Source organism: Mycobacterium sp. NGS64 (genome assembly GCF_059812245.1).
Genome location: NZ_JCALCI010000001.1, coordinates 1,478,077 through 1,494,586, shown reverse-complemented (window position 1 = coordinate 1,494,586; position 16,510 = coordinate 1,478,077). Strand labels below are relative to the sequence as shown.

The 16,510-nt window shown below is 64.6% G+C and carries 11 protein-coding genes; 6 read left to right on the top strand and 5 right to left on the bottom strand.

Going from position 1 to position 16,510, the window contains the following annotated elements; translation table 11 throughout:
* Positions 1–139: 139 nt before the first annotated feature.
* Complete coding sequence (locus AC5Y4S_RS07440) at positions 140–862, top strand: sigma-70 family RNA polymerase sigma factor (RefSeq protein ID WP_500031549.1); 723 nt, start codon at positions 140–142, stop codon at positions 860–862.
* Positions 863–1,158: 296 nt separating this feature from the next.
* On the opposite strand, the gene ctaD is transcribed toward AC5Y4S_RS07440, so the two are convergent.
* The 5 genes from ctaD to AC5Y4S_RS07415 form a co-directional block, all read right to left on the bottom strand.
* Positions 1,159–2,865 (bottom strand): aa3-type cytochrome oxidase subunit I, encoded by a 1,707-nt coding sequence (gene ctaD / locus AC5Y4S_RS07435; protein ID WP_500031544.1) that lies wholly within the window; start codon positions 2,863–2,865, stop codon positions 1,159–1,161.
* Positions 2,866–2,911: 46 nt separating this feature from the next.
* Positions 2,912–4,000: a transaldolase gene (tal, locus tag AC5Y4S_RS07430; RefSeq protein WP_500031541.1), complete on the bottom strand. Its 1,089-nt coding sequence runs from the start codon at positions 3,998–4,000 to the stop codon at positions 2,912–2,914.
* A 132-nt stretch (positions 4,001–4,132) separates the two neighbouring features.
* Positions 4,133–4,678, bottom strand: a complete 546-nt coding sequence (gene msrA, locus AC5Y4S_RS07425) for a peptide-methionine (S)-S-oxide reductase MsrA (protein ID WP_500031540.1) — start codon at positions 4,676–4,678, stop codon at positions 4,133–4,135.
* Positions 4,675–5,163 carry a peptide-methionine (R)-S-oxide reductase MsrB gene (msrB, locus tag AC5Y4S_RS07420; RefSeq protein ID WP_500031539.1) on the bottom strand — a complete coding sequence of 163 codons (489 nt, stop codon included), beginning with the start codon at positions 5,161–5,163 and terminating at the stop codon, positions 4,675–4,677. The genes msrA and msrB overlap by 4 nt, the downstream gene beginning before the upstream one ends.
* A gap of 73 nt (positions 5,164–5,236) precedes the next feature.
* The gene (locus tag AC5Y4S_RS07415) at positions 5,237–6,007 is read right to left on the bottom strand and encodes an SDR family NAD(P)-dependent oxidoreductase (protein ID WP_500031538.1); all 771 of its coding nucleotides are present in this window, start codon (positions 6,005–6,007) and stop codon (positions 5,237–5,239) included.
* 627 nt (positions 6,008–6,634) lie between these two features.
* On the opposite strand from AC5Y4S_RS07415, the gene AC5Y4S_RS07410 reads away from it, so the two are divergent.
* From AC5Y4S_RS07410 to AC5Y4S_RS07390, 5 genes are all read left to right on the top strand, one after another.
* The gene (locus AC5Y4S_RS07410) at positions 6,635–9,439 is read left to right on the top strand and encodes a helix-turn-helix transcriptional regulator (protein WP_500031536.1); all 2,805 of its coding nucleotides are present in this window, start codon (positions 6,635–6,637) and stop codon (positions 9,437–9,439) included.
* 86 nt (positions 9,440–9,525) lie between these two features.
* Entirely contained in the window at positions 9,526–12,333 is a 2,808-nt protein-coding gene (locus AC5Y4S_RS07405) for an AAA family ATPase (RefSeq protein WP_500032191.1), read from the top strand.
* Positions 12,334–12,928: 595 nt separating this feature from the next.
* A complete protein-coding gene (locus AC5Y4S_RS07400; RefSeq protein WP_500031534.1) occupies positions 12,929–15,205 on the top strand; it encodes a winged helix-turn-helix domain-containing protein in 2,277 nt (758 codons plus the stop codon).
* Between the two features lie 226 nt (positions 15,206–15,431).
* Entirely contained in the window at positions 15,432–15,866 is a 435-nt protein-coding gene (locus AC5Y4S_RS07395) for a hypothetical protein (RefSeq protein WP_500031531.1), read from the top strand.
* On the top strand, positions 15,863–16,453 hold the full coding sequence (locus AC5Y4S_RS07390) for a GNAT family N-acetyltransferase (RefSeq protein ID WP_500031526.1): 591 nt from the start codon (positions 15,863–15,865) through the stop codon (positions 16,451–16,453). The genes AC5Y4S_RS07395 and AC5Y4S_RS07390 overlap by 4 nt, the downstream gene beginning before the upstream one ends.
* The last annotated feature ends 57 nt before the right edge of the window (positions 16,454–16,510 follow it).

The window sequence follows — 16,510 nt, the reverse complement described above, 5'->3', positions numbered from 1 at the left end:
AGTAGCCACAGCCCTGACGTTTGACTTGATGCCGCCGGTGCCGAGGGCACTGCGCTCACCCGGACGAATTGCGCCAACGGGTGATGACCACTCACCCTGCGCTGGTGGACGCTGGCACCAGACGGCGAGCGGAGGGTCTGTGGAGGCAAGGAAATACCGTACCTGCGGTCATAGCCGCGCGAGGCGGGAATCGGTCCAAGAGGCAACGGCGCCGGACGGCTCGTTGAGCGCTGAATTTGAAAGGGCCCTCATCCCGCTCCTCGAGCCTCTCTACCGGCAAGCTCGTCGGATGACCTCCAATCGAGCGGATGCGGAGGATCTGGTGCAAGAAACAGTGCTCAATGCTTATGCCGGTCTGCGGACATTCGAGCCAGGAACGAACCTCGCAGCTTGGCTGCGGCGAATCATGACCAACGCCTATATCAGCAGTTATCGGAGGCAAAAGCGCCGTCCCATGCAACATCCGGTTGGCGAGATCACCGATCGACAGCTAGTGGCCAGTGCCCCACGCAGTCCCGCGGGCCTACGGTCGGCCGAAGACCAGGCGCTCGAACTGCTGCTAGACCCGTACCTCAAGAAGGCAATGATGGTCTTACCTGAGCATTTTCGCATCGCTGTCTATTTCGCTGACATAGCGGGATACTCCTACAAAGAGATCGCCGCCATGACAGGCACCCGTCAAGGAACGGTAGGTTCGAGGCTCACCCGCGGACGAAAACAATTGCGCGATTTATTGCTCGACCCGCCAATCGACCATGCCGCCAGGACGATCGACAAGGCCCCGAGCCGGGCACCCCGACGGCGTGCAATTGTTAACGACGCCAAGCTCAGTGGAGATCATTCACCGGGCGATGATCGCTGACGGTCCTGGGTCCCTGGGACAGCCTAGCCCCAATACAGTACCGCCTGACGTTCGTCAGAGGACCTCGCAAATTGGTCCTCATAGCGCCAATAACTATGCATGGCAACCGAAGTTGCTAGTATGGCTATGGCAGGCGCGCCCTACCTGCGCTCCTCCAGCACCGCCGCCATCCCGCCTAGCGCGGCTTTGGCGAGTCGCCGACATGCCACCAATAGCGCTCGGGACGCAGCCGCTCGCAGCTCCTCCTTGTTTGTTAGATCGAGTCTCTGCCTCACTCGTACACACTCCAATGGCAGCTATCGCTTATTCGCTCGTGTGCGCACGAAGTGGGCCTCACTCCGCATGCGGTCGATCATGTGTGGATAGTGCAGCTCGAACGCGGGCCGCTCAGAGCGGATGCGCGGCAATTCAGTGAAGTTATGCCGTGGGGGTGGGCTGCTGGTGGCCCACTCGAGCGAATTGCCGTGGCCCCAGGGGTCGTCGACGGTCACCGGTTCGCCGTATCGCCAGCTACGGAAAACGTTCCACACGAACGGCAGCATCGAAGCACCGAGGATGAGCGCCCCGAGGGTTGAGATGACATTGAGTGCGGTGAACCCATCGGTGGGCAGGTAGTCGGCGTAGCGCCGTGGCATCCCCTTATTGCCGAGCCAGTGCTGCACCAGAAATGTTGTGTGGAACCCGATCAGCGTCAGCCAGAAGTGCAACTTGCCCAGCCGTTCGTCGAGTAGCCGGCCGGTCATCTTGGGGAACCAGAAATACACTCCGGCGTAAGTGGCGAACACGATGGTGCCGAACAAAACATAGTGGAAGTGGGCGACCACAAAGTACGTGTCGGTGACGTGAAAGTCGATTGGTGGGCTGGCCAGCAGCACGCCCGACAAGCCGCCGAGCAGAAAGGTCACTAGGAAGCCCGCCGCGAAAAGCATCGGAGTCTCGAAGGTCAACTGACCCTTCCACATTGTACCGATCCAGTTGACGAACTTGATTCCGGTAGGAACCGCAATCAGGTAGGTGGCGAAGGAAAAAAACGGGAGCAGCACTGCACCGGTGGCATACAGGTGGTGCGCCCACACGGCGATCGACAGCGCCCCGATGCCGATGGTGGCGTAAACCATGGTGAAGTAGCCGAACAGCGGTTTGCGGGCGAATACGGGGATGACTTCGGTGATGATACCGAAGAAGGGCAGCGCGATGATGTAGACCTCGGGGTGGCCGAAGAACCAGAACAGGTGCTGCCACAAGAGGACTCCGCCGTTGGCCGGGTCGAAGGCGTGCGCGCCAAGGTGACGGTCGGCAGCCAACCCGAACAACGCCGCCGTCAGGAGCGGGAACGCCACCAGCACCATGACGCTGGTGACCAGGATGTTCCAGGTGAAGATCGGCATCCGGAACATCGTCATGCCCGGGGCACGCAGACACACCACAGTAGTGATCATGTTGACACCACCCAGGATGGTGCCCAAGCCGCCGACGATGAGCCCGACAATCCACAGGTCACCTCCAGGGCCTGGCGAATGGATTGCGTCGGAAAGCGGGGTGTAGGCGGTCCACCCAAAATCTGCCGGGCCGCCGGGGGCGAGGAAGCCGGCCAAGGCAATGACCGCACCCAACACGAAGAGCCAGAACGACAGCGCGTTGAGCCGAGGGAAGGCGACGTCGGGCGCGCCGATCTGCAGGGGCAGCACAAGGTTGGCGAACCCGAACACGATGGGGGTCGCATAAAAGAGCAGCATGACTGTGCCGTGCATCGTGAACAGTTGGTTGTACTGCTCGTTGGATAGGAACTGCAGCCCGGGCGCGGCCAGTTCGGCACGGATCAGGAGTGCCATGAACCCGCCGAAGAAAAAGAACGTAAAGCACGCGACGACATACATCATCCCGATCACCTTGTGATCGGTCGTGGTGATCAGCCGGTAGATCAGGCCACCCTTGGGGCGGACACGCTCCGGGAACGGCCGGCTGGCCCGAAGCCCTCCCAATGGCGGCGCCGAAGCGGACATCAGATCGGTCTCCTGGATAGCTGAAAGTTGAATTCTGACTGGGGGTTCAGCGCCGGAGTGCCCGCGACCAGGATGCCGCGAACTTGGCGACCCCGTCGCGTTCCAGCACGGCGAACACGTTAGGCAGATCGATTCCGACCGCAGTCAGCCGGTCGAACACCTCCTGAGCCTGCGCCACTGTGCCAGTCATGGTTTCGCCGGCGATGTAGCCGTGGTCGGCTACCGCCTCTAGTGTCGGCTCCGGAATGGTGCTGACGGTGTTTGGTGCCACGAGTTCGGTGATATACATCGTGTCGGGATAGGCGGTGTTCTTAACCCCGGTGGAGGCCCACAGCAGTCGTTGCACCCGGGCACCCGCGGAGCGCAGCGCGGTGAAGCGTGGTTCGCGTTCAAAGATCTGTTGGTAGGCGGCGTAGGCCAACCGCGCGTTGGCGACTCCCGCCTGCCCTCGGAGCGAGAGTGCCCGATCGGTGCCGACCGCCTCAAGCTGCTTGTCGACTTCGGTGTCTAGGCGAGATACGAACAATGATGCCACCGAATGAATTTGAGTTAGATCAGCACCAGCATGCTGCGCGGCCTGGATGCCGGCCAAATAGGCGTCCATGACCGCTCGGTGCCGCTCCACGGAAAAGATCAGTGTCACGTTCACCGAGACACCTTTGGCCAGCGCCGCGGTGATCGCGGGCAGCCCTTCGGCGGTCGCCGGTATTTTGACTAGCACGTTGGGCCGGTCGACGATCTTGGCCAACTCGACGGCCTGCGCGACCGTCGCATCGGTGTCGTGGGCCAGTGACGGATCGACTTCGATGGACACCCGTCCGTCGACGCCATCGGAGTTCTCCCATTGCGCGCGCAGCACATCGCAGGCCGCCCGGACGTCGTCGGTGATCGCCGTGCGCACCGCGGTGTCGATGTCCACACCGCGTGCAGTTAGCTCTTCGATCTGGCCATCGTAGGCGCGGCCGCGGGAAAGTGCGCGCTCAAAGGTCGAGGGGTTAGTGGTAACGCCGACAACGCTTCTCGTGTGGATGAGTCGTCTCAACTTGCCGGAACGAAGCAGCGGGCGCGACAAGTCATCCAGCCAGACCGACACCCCCGCCGCCGATAGCGCTGCCAAATTCGGGTTCTGAGTCACCCTGTCACCGCCGGTCGCCGGCGACTGACCCGAAGTAAGCCCCTCGCCGCAGCCCATGCGGCGCCGTAGAGGACCAACGGCGCATACGCGCTCGACAGCACTCGCCGATCCGGTTGAGTCGTGGCTGCGTGGTCATGCATATTCCGCCGCCACTGCTCCACCGCCCGCACCGTCACCGCGGCTGGGTAGTGTCCACTCGGGGCGGATGTAGTGGCAGGTATATCCGGATGGATACCGCTGCAAGTAGTTCTGGTGCTCGGGCTCGGCTTCCCAGAATTCGCCGGCCGGGTTGACCTCGGTGACGACCTTGCCCGGCCATCGCCCCGAATCGTCGATGTCGGCGATGGTGTTCAGTGCGATTTGCTTTTGCTCGTCGTCCAGATAGAAGATTGCGGACCGGTAGCTCGTCCCGACATCATTGCCCTGACGATTCTTGGTGGTCGGATCGTGGATCTGGAAAAAGAATTCCAGCAGCGCCCGGTAATTGGTTTCGTCCGGGTCGTAGGTGATTTCGAGTGCCTCGGCATGGCCCGGGTGGTGCCGGTAGGTGGGATGGCTGTTGGCGCCCCCGGTGTAGCCGACACGCGTGGACACCACGCCGGGCTGCCGGCGGAACAGGTCCTCCATGCCCCAAAAGCACCCGCCGGCAAGAACTGCGATCTTGTTGTGGTGCGTCATGGGCGCTGCTCGCTGACGCTCAGGCGTTGCTCAGAAGCGTCTTTCGTGAACAAGGCCAGATATTGGCCGTAGCCCTGAGCTTCCAGGTCATCGCGGTGAATGAATCGCAGCGACGCCGAGTTGATGCAGTAGCGCAAACCACCGGCTTCTGTGGGGCCGTCTGGGAATACGTGCCCCAGATGGCTGTCTGCGCGGGCCGACCGCACCTCGACTCGATCCATGAAGTGACTGCGATCGCGCCGCGCAACGATACTGTCCGCGCTGATGGGCTGGGTGAAACTTGGCCAGCCGGTTCCGCTGTCGAATTTGTTCACCGAGGCGAAAAGCGGTTCGCCAGAGACGATGTCGACGTAGATGCCAGGTTCGTGATTGTTGCAATACTCGCCCGTGAACGGGGGCTCCGTGCCGTTCTCCTGGGTGACGTGGTACTGCTCGGGGCTCAGTGCGTCGACCGCGGCGGGGTCCTTGCTGTATTGGTGTGACACCTGGTCTCCTTCGTTTGCCTAGGCTTGTGTTGACGCGCTTCGTGTTTCGGACAATCCCACGTCGCTGCCGAGGTTAGTTGCGGCCGGCCATGATGCCGCCGTCAACGTTGAGAATCGCGCCGGTGACCCAGCTGGCCTCATCGGACAACAGATACGTCACCGCGTTGGCGACGTCGGCCGGGGTGCCGACCCGTCCCAGCGGATGAAGCGGCGCGAAAGTGTCAAGCGTGGCGTCGATCTCGTCCTTGGGGATGAAGCCCTCGTATAGCGGGGTCTTGACGACGGCAGGTGCCACCGCGTTGACGCGGATCTTGTGCTCGGCAAGCTCGAGGGCCAGGTTGTGGGTGAGCGCATGCAGGCCCGCCTTTTGCATCGAATATCCCGACGACGGCGTTAGGCCGATCGCCTGATGCGCCCACATGCTGCCGATGTTGACGATGGCCCCACCCTCACCGCGGGCGATCATGCCCTCGACGACGGTCTGCGTCAGGAAGAACAGGGCATAGTTGAGATCCAGGTACGAGTCGTAATCCTGCGCGTCGTACGCGAGAAACGGCTTGGGGATGAAGAATCCGGCCGCGTTGACCAACAGTGTGGCGTCGCTGTGCTCCTCGGAAAGCGCCCGTTGTACATCGGCGACCGCGCCGCGATCCGTCAGCTCGGCGGTGATGCCCCAAGCTTGACTACCATCGCCGGTCAGCTCGGCAAGGGTATCTTCGACACGTTCTTTCGACCGGCCGACGATCACCGCGCTCCCGCCGTGGCGCACGATATCAACGGCGACCTGCCGACCCATGCCGGCGCTGCCTCCGACGACGATGACCTTCTTGGAATCGAAGTGCATGGTGAGACCCTTCTGCTAATCACTTTCGACGACTCCTGCCGGGCCATCCCGTGGTTTGCCGGCAAAAGAGTTGACGCCCTGGCGGCGACGACCTGCGCCACCTATGTCGGCGTTGAACTGAGGTCAGTCTGCTGGCCGGCGGGGTGTGCCGTCATCACCCCAGCGTCGATTCACCCGGGTGAGTTTTGACGCTGTGTCCGTCAATTGACGGTGGCCAGGTCGTCAACATCGACTGTCGGTCCTTGTGGCCACGCGGCACCAGCGGCCGTCGCGGTCCGAATTGCTCACTGCCACAATCTATTTGATGAGGACGCACGTTAAACGACGGTTTCGCAAAGTACCGCCACCAATCGGCTCGTCCTCCGGCGGGTCCGGCGACACTACCGTTGCGGGCTCCGGCGACGGTGACGATGCACCGGTGGTGCCCCCGGTGGCGATACGGGTATACGAGTCACCAGCAATTCCGGCGAGCTCGATTGGGCTGCTGCGGTAGCGCAGATAAACGCGTAACCGCAGTTCGAGGGGCGGAGGAACACGCCTACACTGGCTTCCAGCACTAGCGGTGGCGGGGACTGTGGATACCACAACTTGGAGCTCTTCGGCCCACCCACTTCACGTCGGTGGGCGATGGTGCGCGTGAACATCGCGAGGCCGTCGGGGAGGGTTCGCACACCGCCGATTCGCGGGCGGGAAGGCGAGCTGCAGGAGATCGGCGCGCTGGTCGCAGCGGTCGCTCAGGGACGCGGGGGCGTACTGGTCATCGAGGGGCCGCCGGGTATCGGGAAGAGCCGATTGTTGACCGAGGTTTTGGCGCTGGCAGAAAAGGCCGGTGTGCGGGCGTTGTTCGGCGAGGCGTTCGAGTACCAGCAGACGGTGCCGTTTTTTTCGCTCTTCATGGCGACTCTGCGCGCGGACCCGCCTGTCGGTGATGTGGAGGCTTTGCGTCGCTTGGGCACGTCGGCCGACCTCAGCTACTGGGTGGTGCGCGACCTGCAAGCCGCGATACACGGGACCGCGTCCCGAACCAACTTGGCGATAATCCTCGAGGATATTCACTGGGCCGATAACGCCACCCTGCTGGCGCTGCGGTCGCTGGCCGCGACGCGGCCCGATGTCCCGGTGCTGTGGGTGCTTACCGTCCGGACCGGCGCCGGCGGACCGGCCGTCCGCGACACCTTGACCGCCCTGGAACGCCAGGATGCGAAATTTCTGCGGTTGACGGCCGTAACACCGAATGCGGTCGCCGACATTGTGCGAGACGCCGTGCGAGCCAACGCGGATGCGTCGCTGCTGAATCTGGCTCAGAAGGCACACGGCAACCCCTTCCTGCTGACGGAGCTGCTGCGCGGACTGGACGAGGACGGCCGGCTCACAATCAGCGGCGGTCGCGCTGTCACCACCGGGGGCTCGTTGCCGCGTCGGCTCAGCGACACCATGCAGCAACGACTCCATCAGCTCTCCGCGACTGCGAGCCAAGTCGTGCAAGTGGCCGCCATGCTGCCCGACCGGTTTTCGGCCCGAGTGCTCGCCGCAATGCTGGAACGCCGCCCCACTGCGCTGATATCCGCGGTAGATGAGGCTGTCCGCGCCGACTTACTCATCGAAGACGGTGATCACCTGAGGTTTCGACACGATTTGCTCCGCGAAGCGGCGCGGCAATCCGTGCCCCGGTCGCTGCGCCGAGCGATGGAGCGGCAATCGGCAACCATCATGCTGGACATGGGCGCGGCACCCGAGGAGGTCGCAACTCAGCTCGCCCGCAGCGCCGAGGTGGGCGATCAGGCCGCGATCGCGGCACTGCGCCAAGCCGCGCAGGCGGTGGCCAATAGCGATCCGGGCGTTGCGGCGGATTTCAGCAAGCGCGCATTGGAGCTCCAGCCGCCGCAAGACCCCGGGCGTGGGCCACTGGTCGCCGAAACGATCGCGCTGCTCAACCGGGCCACGCGCTACGAGGAGGCGCAACGACTGGCCACCACCACCCTGTCCGCCGCGCTTTCGCCCGAAGAGGAGGCCGAGATCCGCCTTCGGCTCCCGACGGTGACCACGGACACGACAACGCGACACATCGAAGAGAACCGCCGCGCACTTCAATTGCCCTACCTCAGCGACATCACCCAGGCACGGCATCGCGGCTGGCTGGCGTACAACCTGGCGATGTACGGCCAACATGGACATGACAGCACGGCAGCCAACGAAGCGGCGGCCGCCGCGGCGTCCGCCGGCGACCTCGAGTCGAGCATCCTGTCCGGGATAGCACTTGCCTGCCTCGACTGCGCGAGCGGATACGCGAGCCGCGCTCTGCACCGCGTTGAGGAACTTCAAGCCCTCACCCCTGAGGGCGACACAACCGCCCATCACCTCGCCGCAATCCATCTGGCAAACCTGCTTGCCGTGGTCGGACGGTTGGAAGATGCCTCGGCGCTCGTTGCGGGCCGTTTGGAGAAATCCCGGAAGGAACGCGACGGCATGGCGCTGCACATTTGGAGCCTGACGGCAGGAGGTGTGGAGCTGGCCGCCGGCCGGCTGTCGGCTGCCCGGGCCGCCATCGAGTGGCTGCCAACGCCGGATCGAACGGGATCAACCTACGTAGACGCACGGCGCATGTTCATCCTGGCGGAGATAGCGACGCGCACCGACGACCGGACGTTGCTGCTCGAGACGATGAGCGAGGCGCGCGACGCGTACGACAACGGTTCACCCGCCGTACGTCGGGAGGCGGCGGGGCTGCTGGGACTGGCGGCATGGCAGCGCGAGGACGTCCATGAGGCGGTGCGTTGGCTCGGTGGCGATATCCCGCTACTCGTGACACCGTTTTTGCCCACCGTTTTGGATCAGCTGACCTTCACCGCACGGGTGGCGTCGGCCGCCGGCGATGCCGGCCTGCGAGCGCGTCTCCTGGATGCCATTGAAGTGCTCGAACGCGAGCGGCCAACGGCGCCATTGTTTTCCGCAGTCGCCCAACACGTTCGCGGAATACTCGAACGGGACGCAGAGGCATTGGTGGCCGCCGCGCGGTCGCTTCGCACGTCGGCGCGACCGCTACTTTTCGCAAGCGCCGCCGAGGATGCCGGCGCCGAGCTAGGTCGCGCGCAGCGCAACGCCGAGGCGCTCGACCAGCTGAACGCCGCATTCGACACCTACGTCGCGTGCGAAGCGACAGGCGATGCCCGCCGGGTCGGCCGCGCGCTGCGCCGATTAGGCGCGGAACGGCGCATCGTCGCCCAACCACGGGCGAAAACCGGCTGGGACAGCCTCACCGACTCCGAACTCAAGGTCGTCACCCTGATCGCCGACGGCGCGACCAACCGCTCCGTCGCGCAGCAACTGCACCTCTCCCCCAACACCGTGAAAACGCACCTGCACAATGCCTTCGCCAAACTGGGCATCTCGTCGCGCGCCCAATTGGCGCAGCTCATGCGCGGCGCCGACTGATCGACAGCAAATCGAACAGTCGACGGGCGCGGGCTAGAATGACGTCCACTTCAGTGGCAGTCGGTCGAGCGCGAACAGGACACCCGATGGAGGTTCCAGCTGGCCTTTCCGATGTCGGCGGTCAGCGATTGGTCATTCCGCCGATTCGGGGGCGAGAAGATGAGCTGAAACTGATCGGCGCCCTGGTCGCGGCGGTCGCCCAGGGGCGCGGCGGCGTGCTGGTCATCGAAGGGCCGCCCGGCATCGGGAAAAGCCGGTTGCTGACCGAGGTGTTGGTGCTGGCCGACAAGTCTGAAGTGCGCACCTTGTTCGGCGAGGCGTTCGAGTATCAGCAGACGGTGCCGTTTTTCTCGTTGTTCATGGCCACCCTCAACGCCGATCCCCCGGTGGGCGACGCCGAGGCGCTGCGCCAGCTAGGCGGCTCGGCCGATCTGCGCTATTGGGTGGTGCATGATTTGGCCGAGGCCATTCATGCGGCCGCAGCGCAGAAGCCGCTCGTGATCGTTCTCGAGGACATCCACTGGGCCGATAACGGCACACTGTTGGCGCTGCGGTCACTGGCCACCGCGCGGCCGGATACGGCGGTGTTATGGGTATTTACCGCCCGCACCGGGGCTGGCGGGCCGGCCGTGCAAGAGACCTTGTCGGTGCTGCAACGCGCGAATGCCACATTCTTGCGATTGGGGGCCATCACGCCCGATGCGGTCGCCGACATGGTCCAAGACGCCGTTCGAGCGAAAGCCGACGTGTCGCTGCTGAATCTGGCCGCCAAGGCGCACGGCAACCCCTTTTTGGTCAGCGAGCTTGTCGGAGGGCTGGGCGAGGAGGACCGACTGAACGTTAGCGGCGGGCGGGTGGTGGCCACCGGACGCGGGCTGCCGCGGCGTCTGGCAGTCGGTATGCAGCAGCGACTGGACATGCTCTCCGATACCGCTTCAGAGGTGGTGCGGGTGGCCGCGGTGCTGCCGGACAAGTTTTCGGTGGAGTTGTTGGCCGCGATGCTGGAGCGGTCGCCCGCGTCGTTGCTGTCGGCGCTCGAGGAGGCGGTGCGGGCCGACCTTTTCGTCGAAGACGGCGAGCGGTTGAGGTTTCGGCACGACCTGCTGCGTGAGGCGACCCGGCAGTCGTTGCCGCAGTCGTTGCGCCGGGCGATGGAGCGCCAGTCGGCGTCGGTCATGCTGGGGATGGGCGCGGCGCCGGCCGAGGTAGCCACCCAGCTGGCGCGCAGCGCCGAACCGGGAGACCGGGAGGCGATCGACGCATTGCGCCAAGCTGCGCAGGCGGTCGGCCGTGGCGACGCCAGCGCGGCAGCGGACTTGAGCAAGCGCGCGTTGGAGCTGTTGCCCGCCAACGACGCTGAGCACGCATCCCTGCTCGGGGAGACGGTGGGTTGGCTCAACCGGGCCAGCCGCTATGACGAGGCCGAAGAGTTGGCCGAGGTAGCGCTCGCGGAGGCGGCCTCACCCGAGGTAGAGGCCGAAATCCGTCTCCGGCTCCCAGTGCACACAAAGCACACTGACCAGCGGCGGGTGGCGGAGAATCGGCGGGCTCTTGGTCTCAGCGGTATCAGCGAGGTCACCCGCGCACGACATCTGGCATGGCTTGCGTACAACCTGATATTCGACGAAGGCGGGCAACGGCGCGCTGCCGCCGACGACGCTGCCGAGGCCGCCGTGGTCACCGGCGATCTCGAGGCCAAGATCATGGCCGGCGTCACCCACGCTTTGCTCGATGCTGGGGAGGGGTACACGTCCAGCGCGCTACGCCGTTTCGAAGAGCTTTTCCCGCTCGCTCACACGAATGAAACGGCGTTAGCTCACGCGTATGCCGGGATGTACAACGCAAACCTGCTGGCAGTGGTCGGCCGCTTGGACGACGCCACGGCCCGGGTGGCCGACGGGATAGGGCAAGCCCGCCAGGAAGGCAACGCGATGGCCCTCGCCATGTGGGCCGTCTTCAGCGGGCTCGTCCACCTCGCTGCGGGCCGGCTGTCGGCCGCTCGCGACGCGACGGAGTCCCTTCCACCCCCACAACCGAGGGGGGCGACCGAGCACGACGTACTTCGCATGGTGATTCTCGCCGAGGTGGCGGTGCACACAGACGACCGGAACCTGCTGCAGCAGATGGTCAATGATGCGCGCCAAGCCCACTCCGCTGGCTCCGCCGGCATCCGCCGGGGCTCGGCGTATGTGCTCGCGCGGGCGGCGTGGCAGCGCGACGACGTTCATGACGCGATGCGCTGGCTCGGCGACGTCATTCTTTTGGCGACACCACTGTTCCCCCACGCATTGGTTCGGTTGATCTTGGGTGCCCAAGTGGCCTCGGCCGCCGGTGATGCCGGCTTGCGCGCGCGGGTCATGCAGGCCACCGAGGTGCTTGAACGTGAGCAGCCTGCGGTGCCGCTCTTCGCCTCGGTGGCGGGGTATGCCCGCGGGATCCTCGAACACGATGGCCAGGCCTTAGTGGCTGTTGCGGAGTCACTTCGCGCATCCCCGCGACCGCTTCTCTACGCCAGCGCCGCTGAGGACGCCGGCGGCGAGCTAAGTCGAGGACAGCGCAACGCCGAGGCACTCGACCAGCTGAACGCGGCGTTCGACACCTACATCGAGTGCGGGGCGACCGCCGATGCCCGCCGCGTCGGCCGCACGCTGCGCCGGTTAGGCGTGGAACGGCGCATCGTCACGCACCCGCGGGCAAAAAGCGGCTGGGACAGTCTCACCGACTCCGAACTCAAGGTCGTCAACCTGATCGCCGAGGGCGCGACCAACCGCTCGGTCGCGCAACAGCTGCACCTTTCCCCCCACACCGTTAAGACCCACGTGCACAACGCATTTGCAAAATTGGGAATTACTTCCCGGGCCCAATTGGCGCAGCTCATGCGCGGCGCTGATTGACCAGCCCGTCAAATATCCAGGCCACTACGCATACACCGCCCCGGCCCTAATGATCATCCGCTAGGCGATGGTGACGGCCGCGCCGCGCTGCCAATGTAGTGACTGAGCCCTGATTGTTGTCACCGCCGCCGTTCAACCGGAACCGACGACCGAGAGCAACGACATGGGGGGATCGAGAGAACGATGATGAGCACGTTGTTGGGAATGTTGATGATGTTGCCGGTGGTGTTCGGCGTCGGTGGGTACGTGTTGGTGTCCCGACGGCCATGATGAGTCGGCCCGAGCCGATACATCGATGCGGGAGAGGAGAAATACGGTGAGCGGGCAGAGCGTGAGCGCGGCTCACGAGAAAGTCCTCGAGCCCTTACCGGGACGCGGGGCCGCCAGCCCAAGCGGGAACTGCAGGCGTGCGCCGGAGGTAATCACCGAAATCGCTTCTGGTTCAATAACCTCACCGCGATCGCCGCGCCGAACGAGCCCCCCCGACCCCGCAGAAAAGAACAGGGAATCGGAGAGGCCGGCACCCAACCATGATGCGGCAACGCCGAGTGTTGCCGTCCGTACGCTCGGTCCAATCGATTCGGGGAGTTCGCACATGACCGGCTCGGATGGCTTTGGAGGCAACGGCTTTGGAGAAGCCGCCGCGCGAGCGGTCCTGCTCGGCACCAAGCTGCACATCCCTGCCATCGGGGCCCAACTCGTTCACCGGACCATTTTGCTTGACGCACTGTCGTCGGGGTGCCGCCGCAGGCTGACACTGCTGAGTGCGCCGGCCGGATGGGGCAAGACGACATTGCTGGCTCAGTGGATCCTCGGGGGGGACGAGGATCAGCGATTCGGCTGGCTGTCCCTCGATTCCTCCGACAACGACCCGGTGTGGTTCTGGATGTACGTGATCGCCGCGCTGCAGAAGATCAGTCCCGGGGTGGGGATACGCGCGGTCGAACTGCTGGCGATGGGCGCCGACCCGGTGCAGGTCGTTCTGCCGACCCTGCTGAATGACCTGGACACTGTCGACCGTCCGATGGCGCTCATCCTCGACGACTATCACCTGGTGGTCAGTCGAGCGGTCCATGAGCAGCTTGCATTCTTTATCAGCCGAATGCCGGCCGATCTTCACTTGGTGTTGGCCACCCGATCGGATCCGATGCTGCCGCTGGCTCGGTTGCGGGCCAGCGGCGAGCTTGCCGAGATGCGAACTGACGATTTACGTTTCGGGCCTGATGAGGCGGTCCATCTGCTGAACGGTGTCCTCGGACTGGACCTGGCCGATGAAGATATCCGGCTCTTGCACCGACGCACCGAAGGCTGGGCCGCCGGCCTATACCTTGCCGCCCTGTCGCTTGTAGGCCGTGTTGATGCGCCAGCATTCATCAGAACATTCGCGGGCGACAACCGTCATATCGTCGACTACTTGATGGCCGAGGTGCTCGAGGGTCAGCCACCTGAATTGCGCAGCTTTTTGCTACGCACCTCGGTCTTGGGACGACTCAGCGGTCCGCTGTGCGACGCGATGTTGCAAACGTCTGGTTCGGCCTCAATCTTGGAGAATATCGAGCGCGAAAACCTCTTTGTGGTGCCGCTGGACATGTCGCGTCACTGGTATCGCTATCACCAGCTGTTCAGAGAATTACTGCTCACCGAGCTGCGTCGCAGCGAGCCGGATCTCGTCCCCGAGCTGCATCGACGAGCCGCAGCATGGTTCGAGGACGAGGGGCTGATCGACGAGGCGGTCCGCCACCTGATCGCCGGCGGTGACGACGTGCGCAGTGCTGATCTGATTGCCGCGGACTGGGTCGACGAGTTCAACGGGGGCGGCTTGTCGACCGTCTCCGGCATGCTTGATCTGCTTCCCGAGGAAACCGTTCTACAGGATCCGCGGCTGAGCGTGGCCCGTGCCTGGATGGCCCTAAGTGTTGGCCAACTCGATGATGCCGCTGAATGGATCAATGCGGTCGAGGCCGGATCAGCGGGCGACACCGCAGACGCCCGCGCCATCAGCGCTCAAGCCGTCGTCTTGCGCGCGGTTCACTCGTTCAAGACGGCTGAAGTCGCCGCGGCGCTCGAGACGGCTCGCCGCGCCGTCACCCTCGATCTCGCCGAAGCGCCGCTGGGCCGATCAATCGCCTACTGCGTCCTCGGATCCGCGCTGTACTTTTCGGGCAGCACCGACGAGGCGCAAGCCGCGTTCCAGCGGGCCGTACAGCTGGCCGAAAATATGGGTGACCGTCGCGCCCGCAGCCACGCGCTGGGCCATCTGGCGCTGATTTCGGCCGAAAATGGCAGGCTCGCAGACGCCGAGCGTCAGATCCGCCGGGCTTCCGGCAGCTCGCGGCCCCTGGCGGACGCCGAACACCTTGTGGACGTGATGGTGTCGCTCGCCACGGCCGAAGTCCTCCGTACGCGGGGCGAATTGGCCGCAGCGGCGGCCGCCGCCGACATGGCCGTCGCATCGGCGCGCCAAGGTGGGGCAATCCTCGAGGTGGCCAAGACGCTGTCGGTCAGGGCGCAAATCGCCGAGCAACTCGGCGACCACCAGACCGCAATGCCCATCTACGAAGAGGTCGACAACCTGGTAAGCGGTTGCGCGGACGCCGGAATCACCGCGACGCTGCCCGCTTCGGCCGAACGCAACGCGGGCGCTGCGGTGACTTCACGCAGCGAAGGGAGCGCCCTCGGCGAGGAGCTGACCCCCAAGGAGCTCGAGGTTCTTCGCCTGCTTGCCACCCGGCTGTCGCGACGTGAGATCGGTGAGCGGCTTTACGTATCGCTCAATACCGTGAAGAGCCACCAGCGCGCCGTTTACCGCAAGCTCGGCGTGGAGCATCGCAGCGCGGCGGTTAGCCGGGCGCGAGAACTCGGCCTGCTTTAATTCCGCGCGGGCCGTGCTCCGGCTGTGCCGATCCAGCCGTCCAGTGCGAAAACTCGCGGCGAATCATCGCGCCTTGGCGCGGCGCCTCGCCAATCACCCGGGTGAACAAACAGTCGGGTGATGACGATTCACCCGACATCGCGGCAGCCTTATCAGAACAACGCAGCGGTAGCCACCGCCACGAAGACCGGGAATGGAACCACGACATGCCTACGGTGATACCGCCATGAGGCCGCAGACGCCCGTCGATGCCAGTGTTGCGATCACGGCCGGCAACCCCACGCCCGTGCCGCGCTGGGTGCCTTCGACCACGCCGAACCCCGAGAGCCTTGGTTCGCCGGCGCAATGCGACCCGCCGATGGACCCGCCGTTTATCTCCGACGAGGACATGGCGTGGTCGCTGGTCGATGCAGTGAAGCCGTGTTTGACCGACTATGAGCGCACGGTAGCTTTCGTCGAATTGGGCTGCGGGGAAGGCTATCTCGTGATCAAACACATCCTCACCGCGCTCCTGTCCACCCCTGCAACGTTGCCCCTGGCGATCCTCGCGAAGCTGAGCGGCTGGCTCAATGGCTACGCCGGTTGCCCAGAGGAGCCGCACATGCGGATGATGCTCGCCCTGATTTGCCTGCAGCGGTGTGAGGTCAGGGAGACGGCGTGATTGAGCATCGCCACGTCGACTGGGACGCCGACACGCGCCGCATCCGGACAGCCCGGCTGGTGTTGCGCCCGTGGCAACTCGATGACGACATCGACGCGTACGCCATTTACGGCGCGCCCGAAGTGGCGCGTTGGCTGTGTCCGGCCTTGTGCCCCATCGTCGGTCGGACCGAAATGCGCCGCGTCCTGGGGACGTGGGTGACCGAAAGCGACCCGACAGGGCTGCCGTGCGGTCGCTGGGCGATCACCGACAAAAGCTCTGGGGACGTGATTGGGGGCGTGGCCCTGCTTCCGCTGCCGCCCGGTGGCACGGATCTAGAGATCGGGTGGCAGCTGTGTCCGAAGGTCTGGGGCTACGGTTACGGCGCGGAAGCCGGTCACGCGGTTGCCCATCTGGCATTCGAAAACCTCGGTGTCAGCGAGGTTTTCGCGGTCGTTCGACCGGGGAATCGCCGCGGTGTGGCTACTGCCCGACGGGTGGGGATGGAATGGGTCGGTGAGACCAACAAGTACTACAACCTCACGCTACAGGTCTACCGCCTGACGAAGGCCGACCTAGACCTACCGGAGCCGGCGTGTGCGCGATGAACTCGAAAGGAATGACACGCTAGTCCGCCCGTCGGTTTATCGTCCCCTCACCCGGGT

Excerpts from the sequence above, each read along its gene's own strand:
- AC5Y4S_RS07395 (WP_500031531.1), top strand. The coding sequence starts at position 15,432 with ATGAGGCCGCAGACGCCCGTCGATGCCAGTGTTGCGATCACGGCCGGC.
- AC5Y4S_RS07400 (WP_500031534.1), top strand. The coding sequence starts at position 12,929 with ATGACCGGCTCGGATGGCTTTGGAGGCAACGGCTTTGGAGAAGCCGCC.
- AC5Y4S_RS07405 (WP_500032191.1), top strand. The coding sequence starts at position 9,526 with ATGGAGGTTCCAGCTGGCCTTTCCGATGTCGGCGGTCAGCGATTGGTC.
- msrA (WP_500031540.1), bottom strand. The coding sequence starts at position 4,678 with ATGACGCACCACAACAAGATCGCAGTTCTTGCCGGCGGGTGCTTTTGG.
- AC5Y4S_RS07415 (WP_500031538.1), bottom strand. The coding sequence starts at position 6,007 with ATGCACTTCGATTCCAAGAAGGTCATCGTCGTCGGAGGCAGCGCCGGC.
- ctaD (WP_500031544.1), bottom strand. The coding sequence starts at position 2,865 with ATGTCCGCTTCGGCGCCGCCATTGGGAGGGCTTCGGGCCAGCCGGCCG.
- AC5Y4S_RS07410 (WP_500031536.1), top strand. The coding sequence starts at position 6,635 with ATGGTGCGCGTGAACATCGCGAGGCCGTCGGGGAGGGTTCGCACACCG.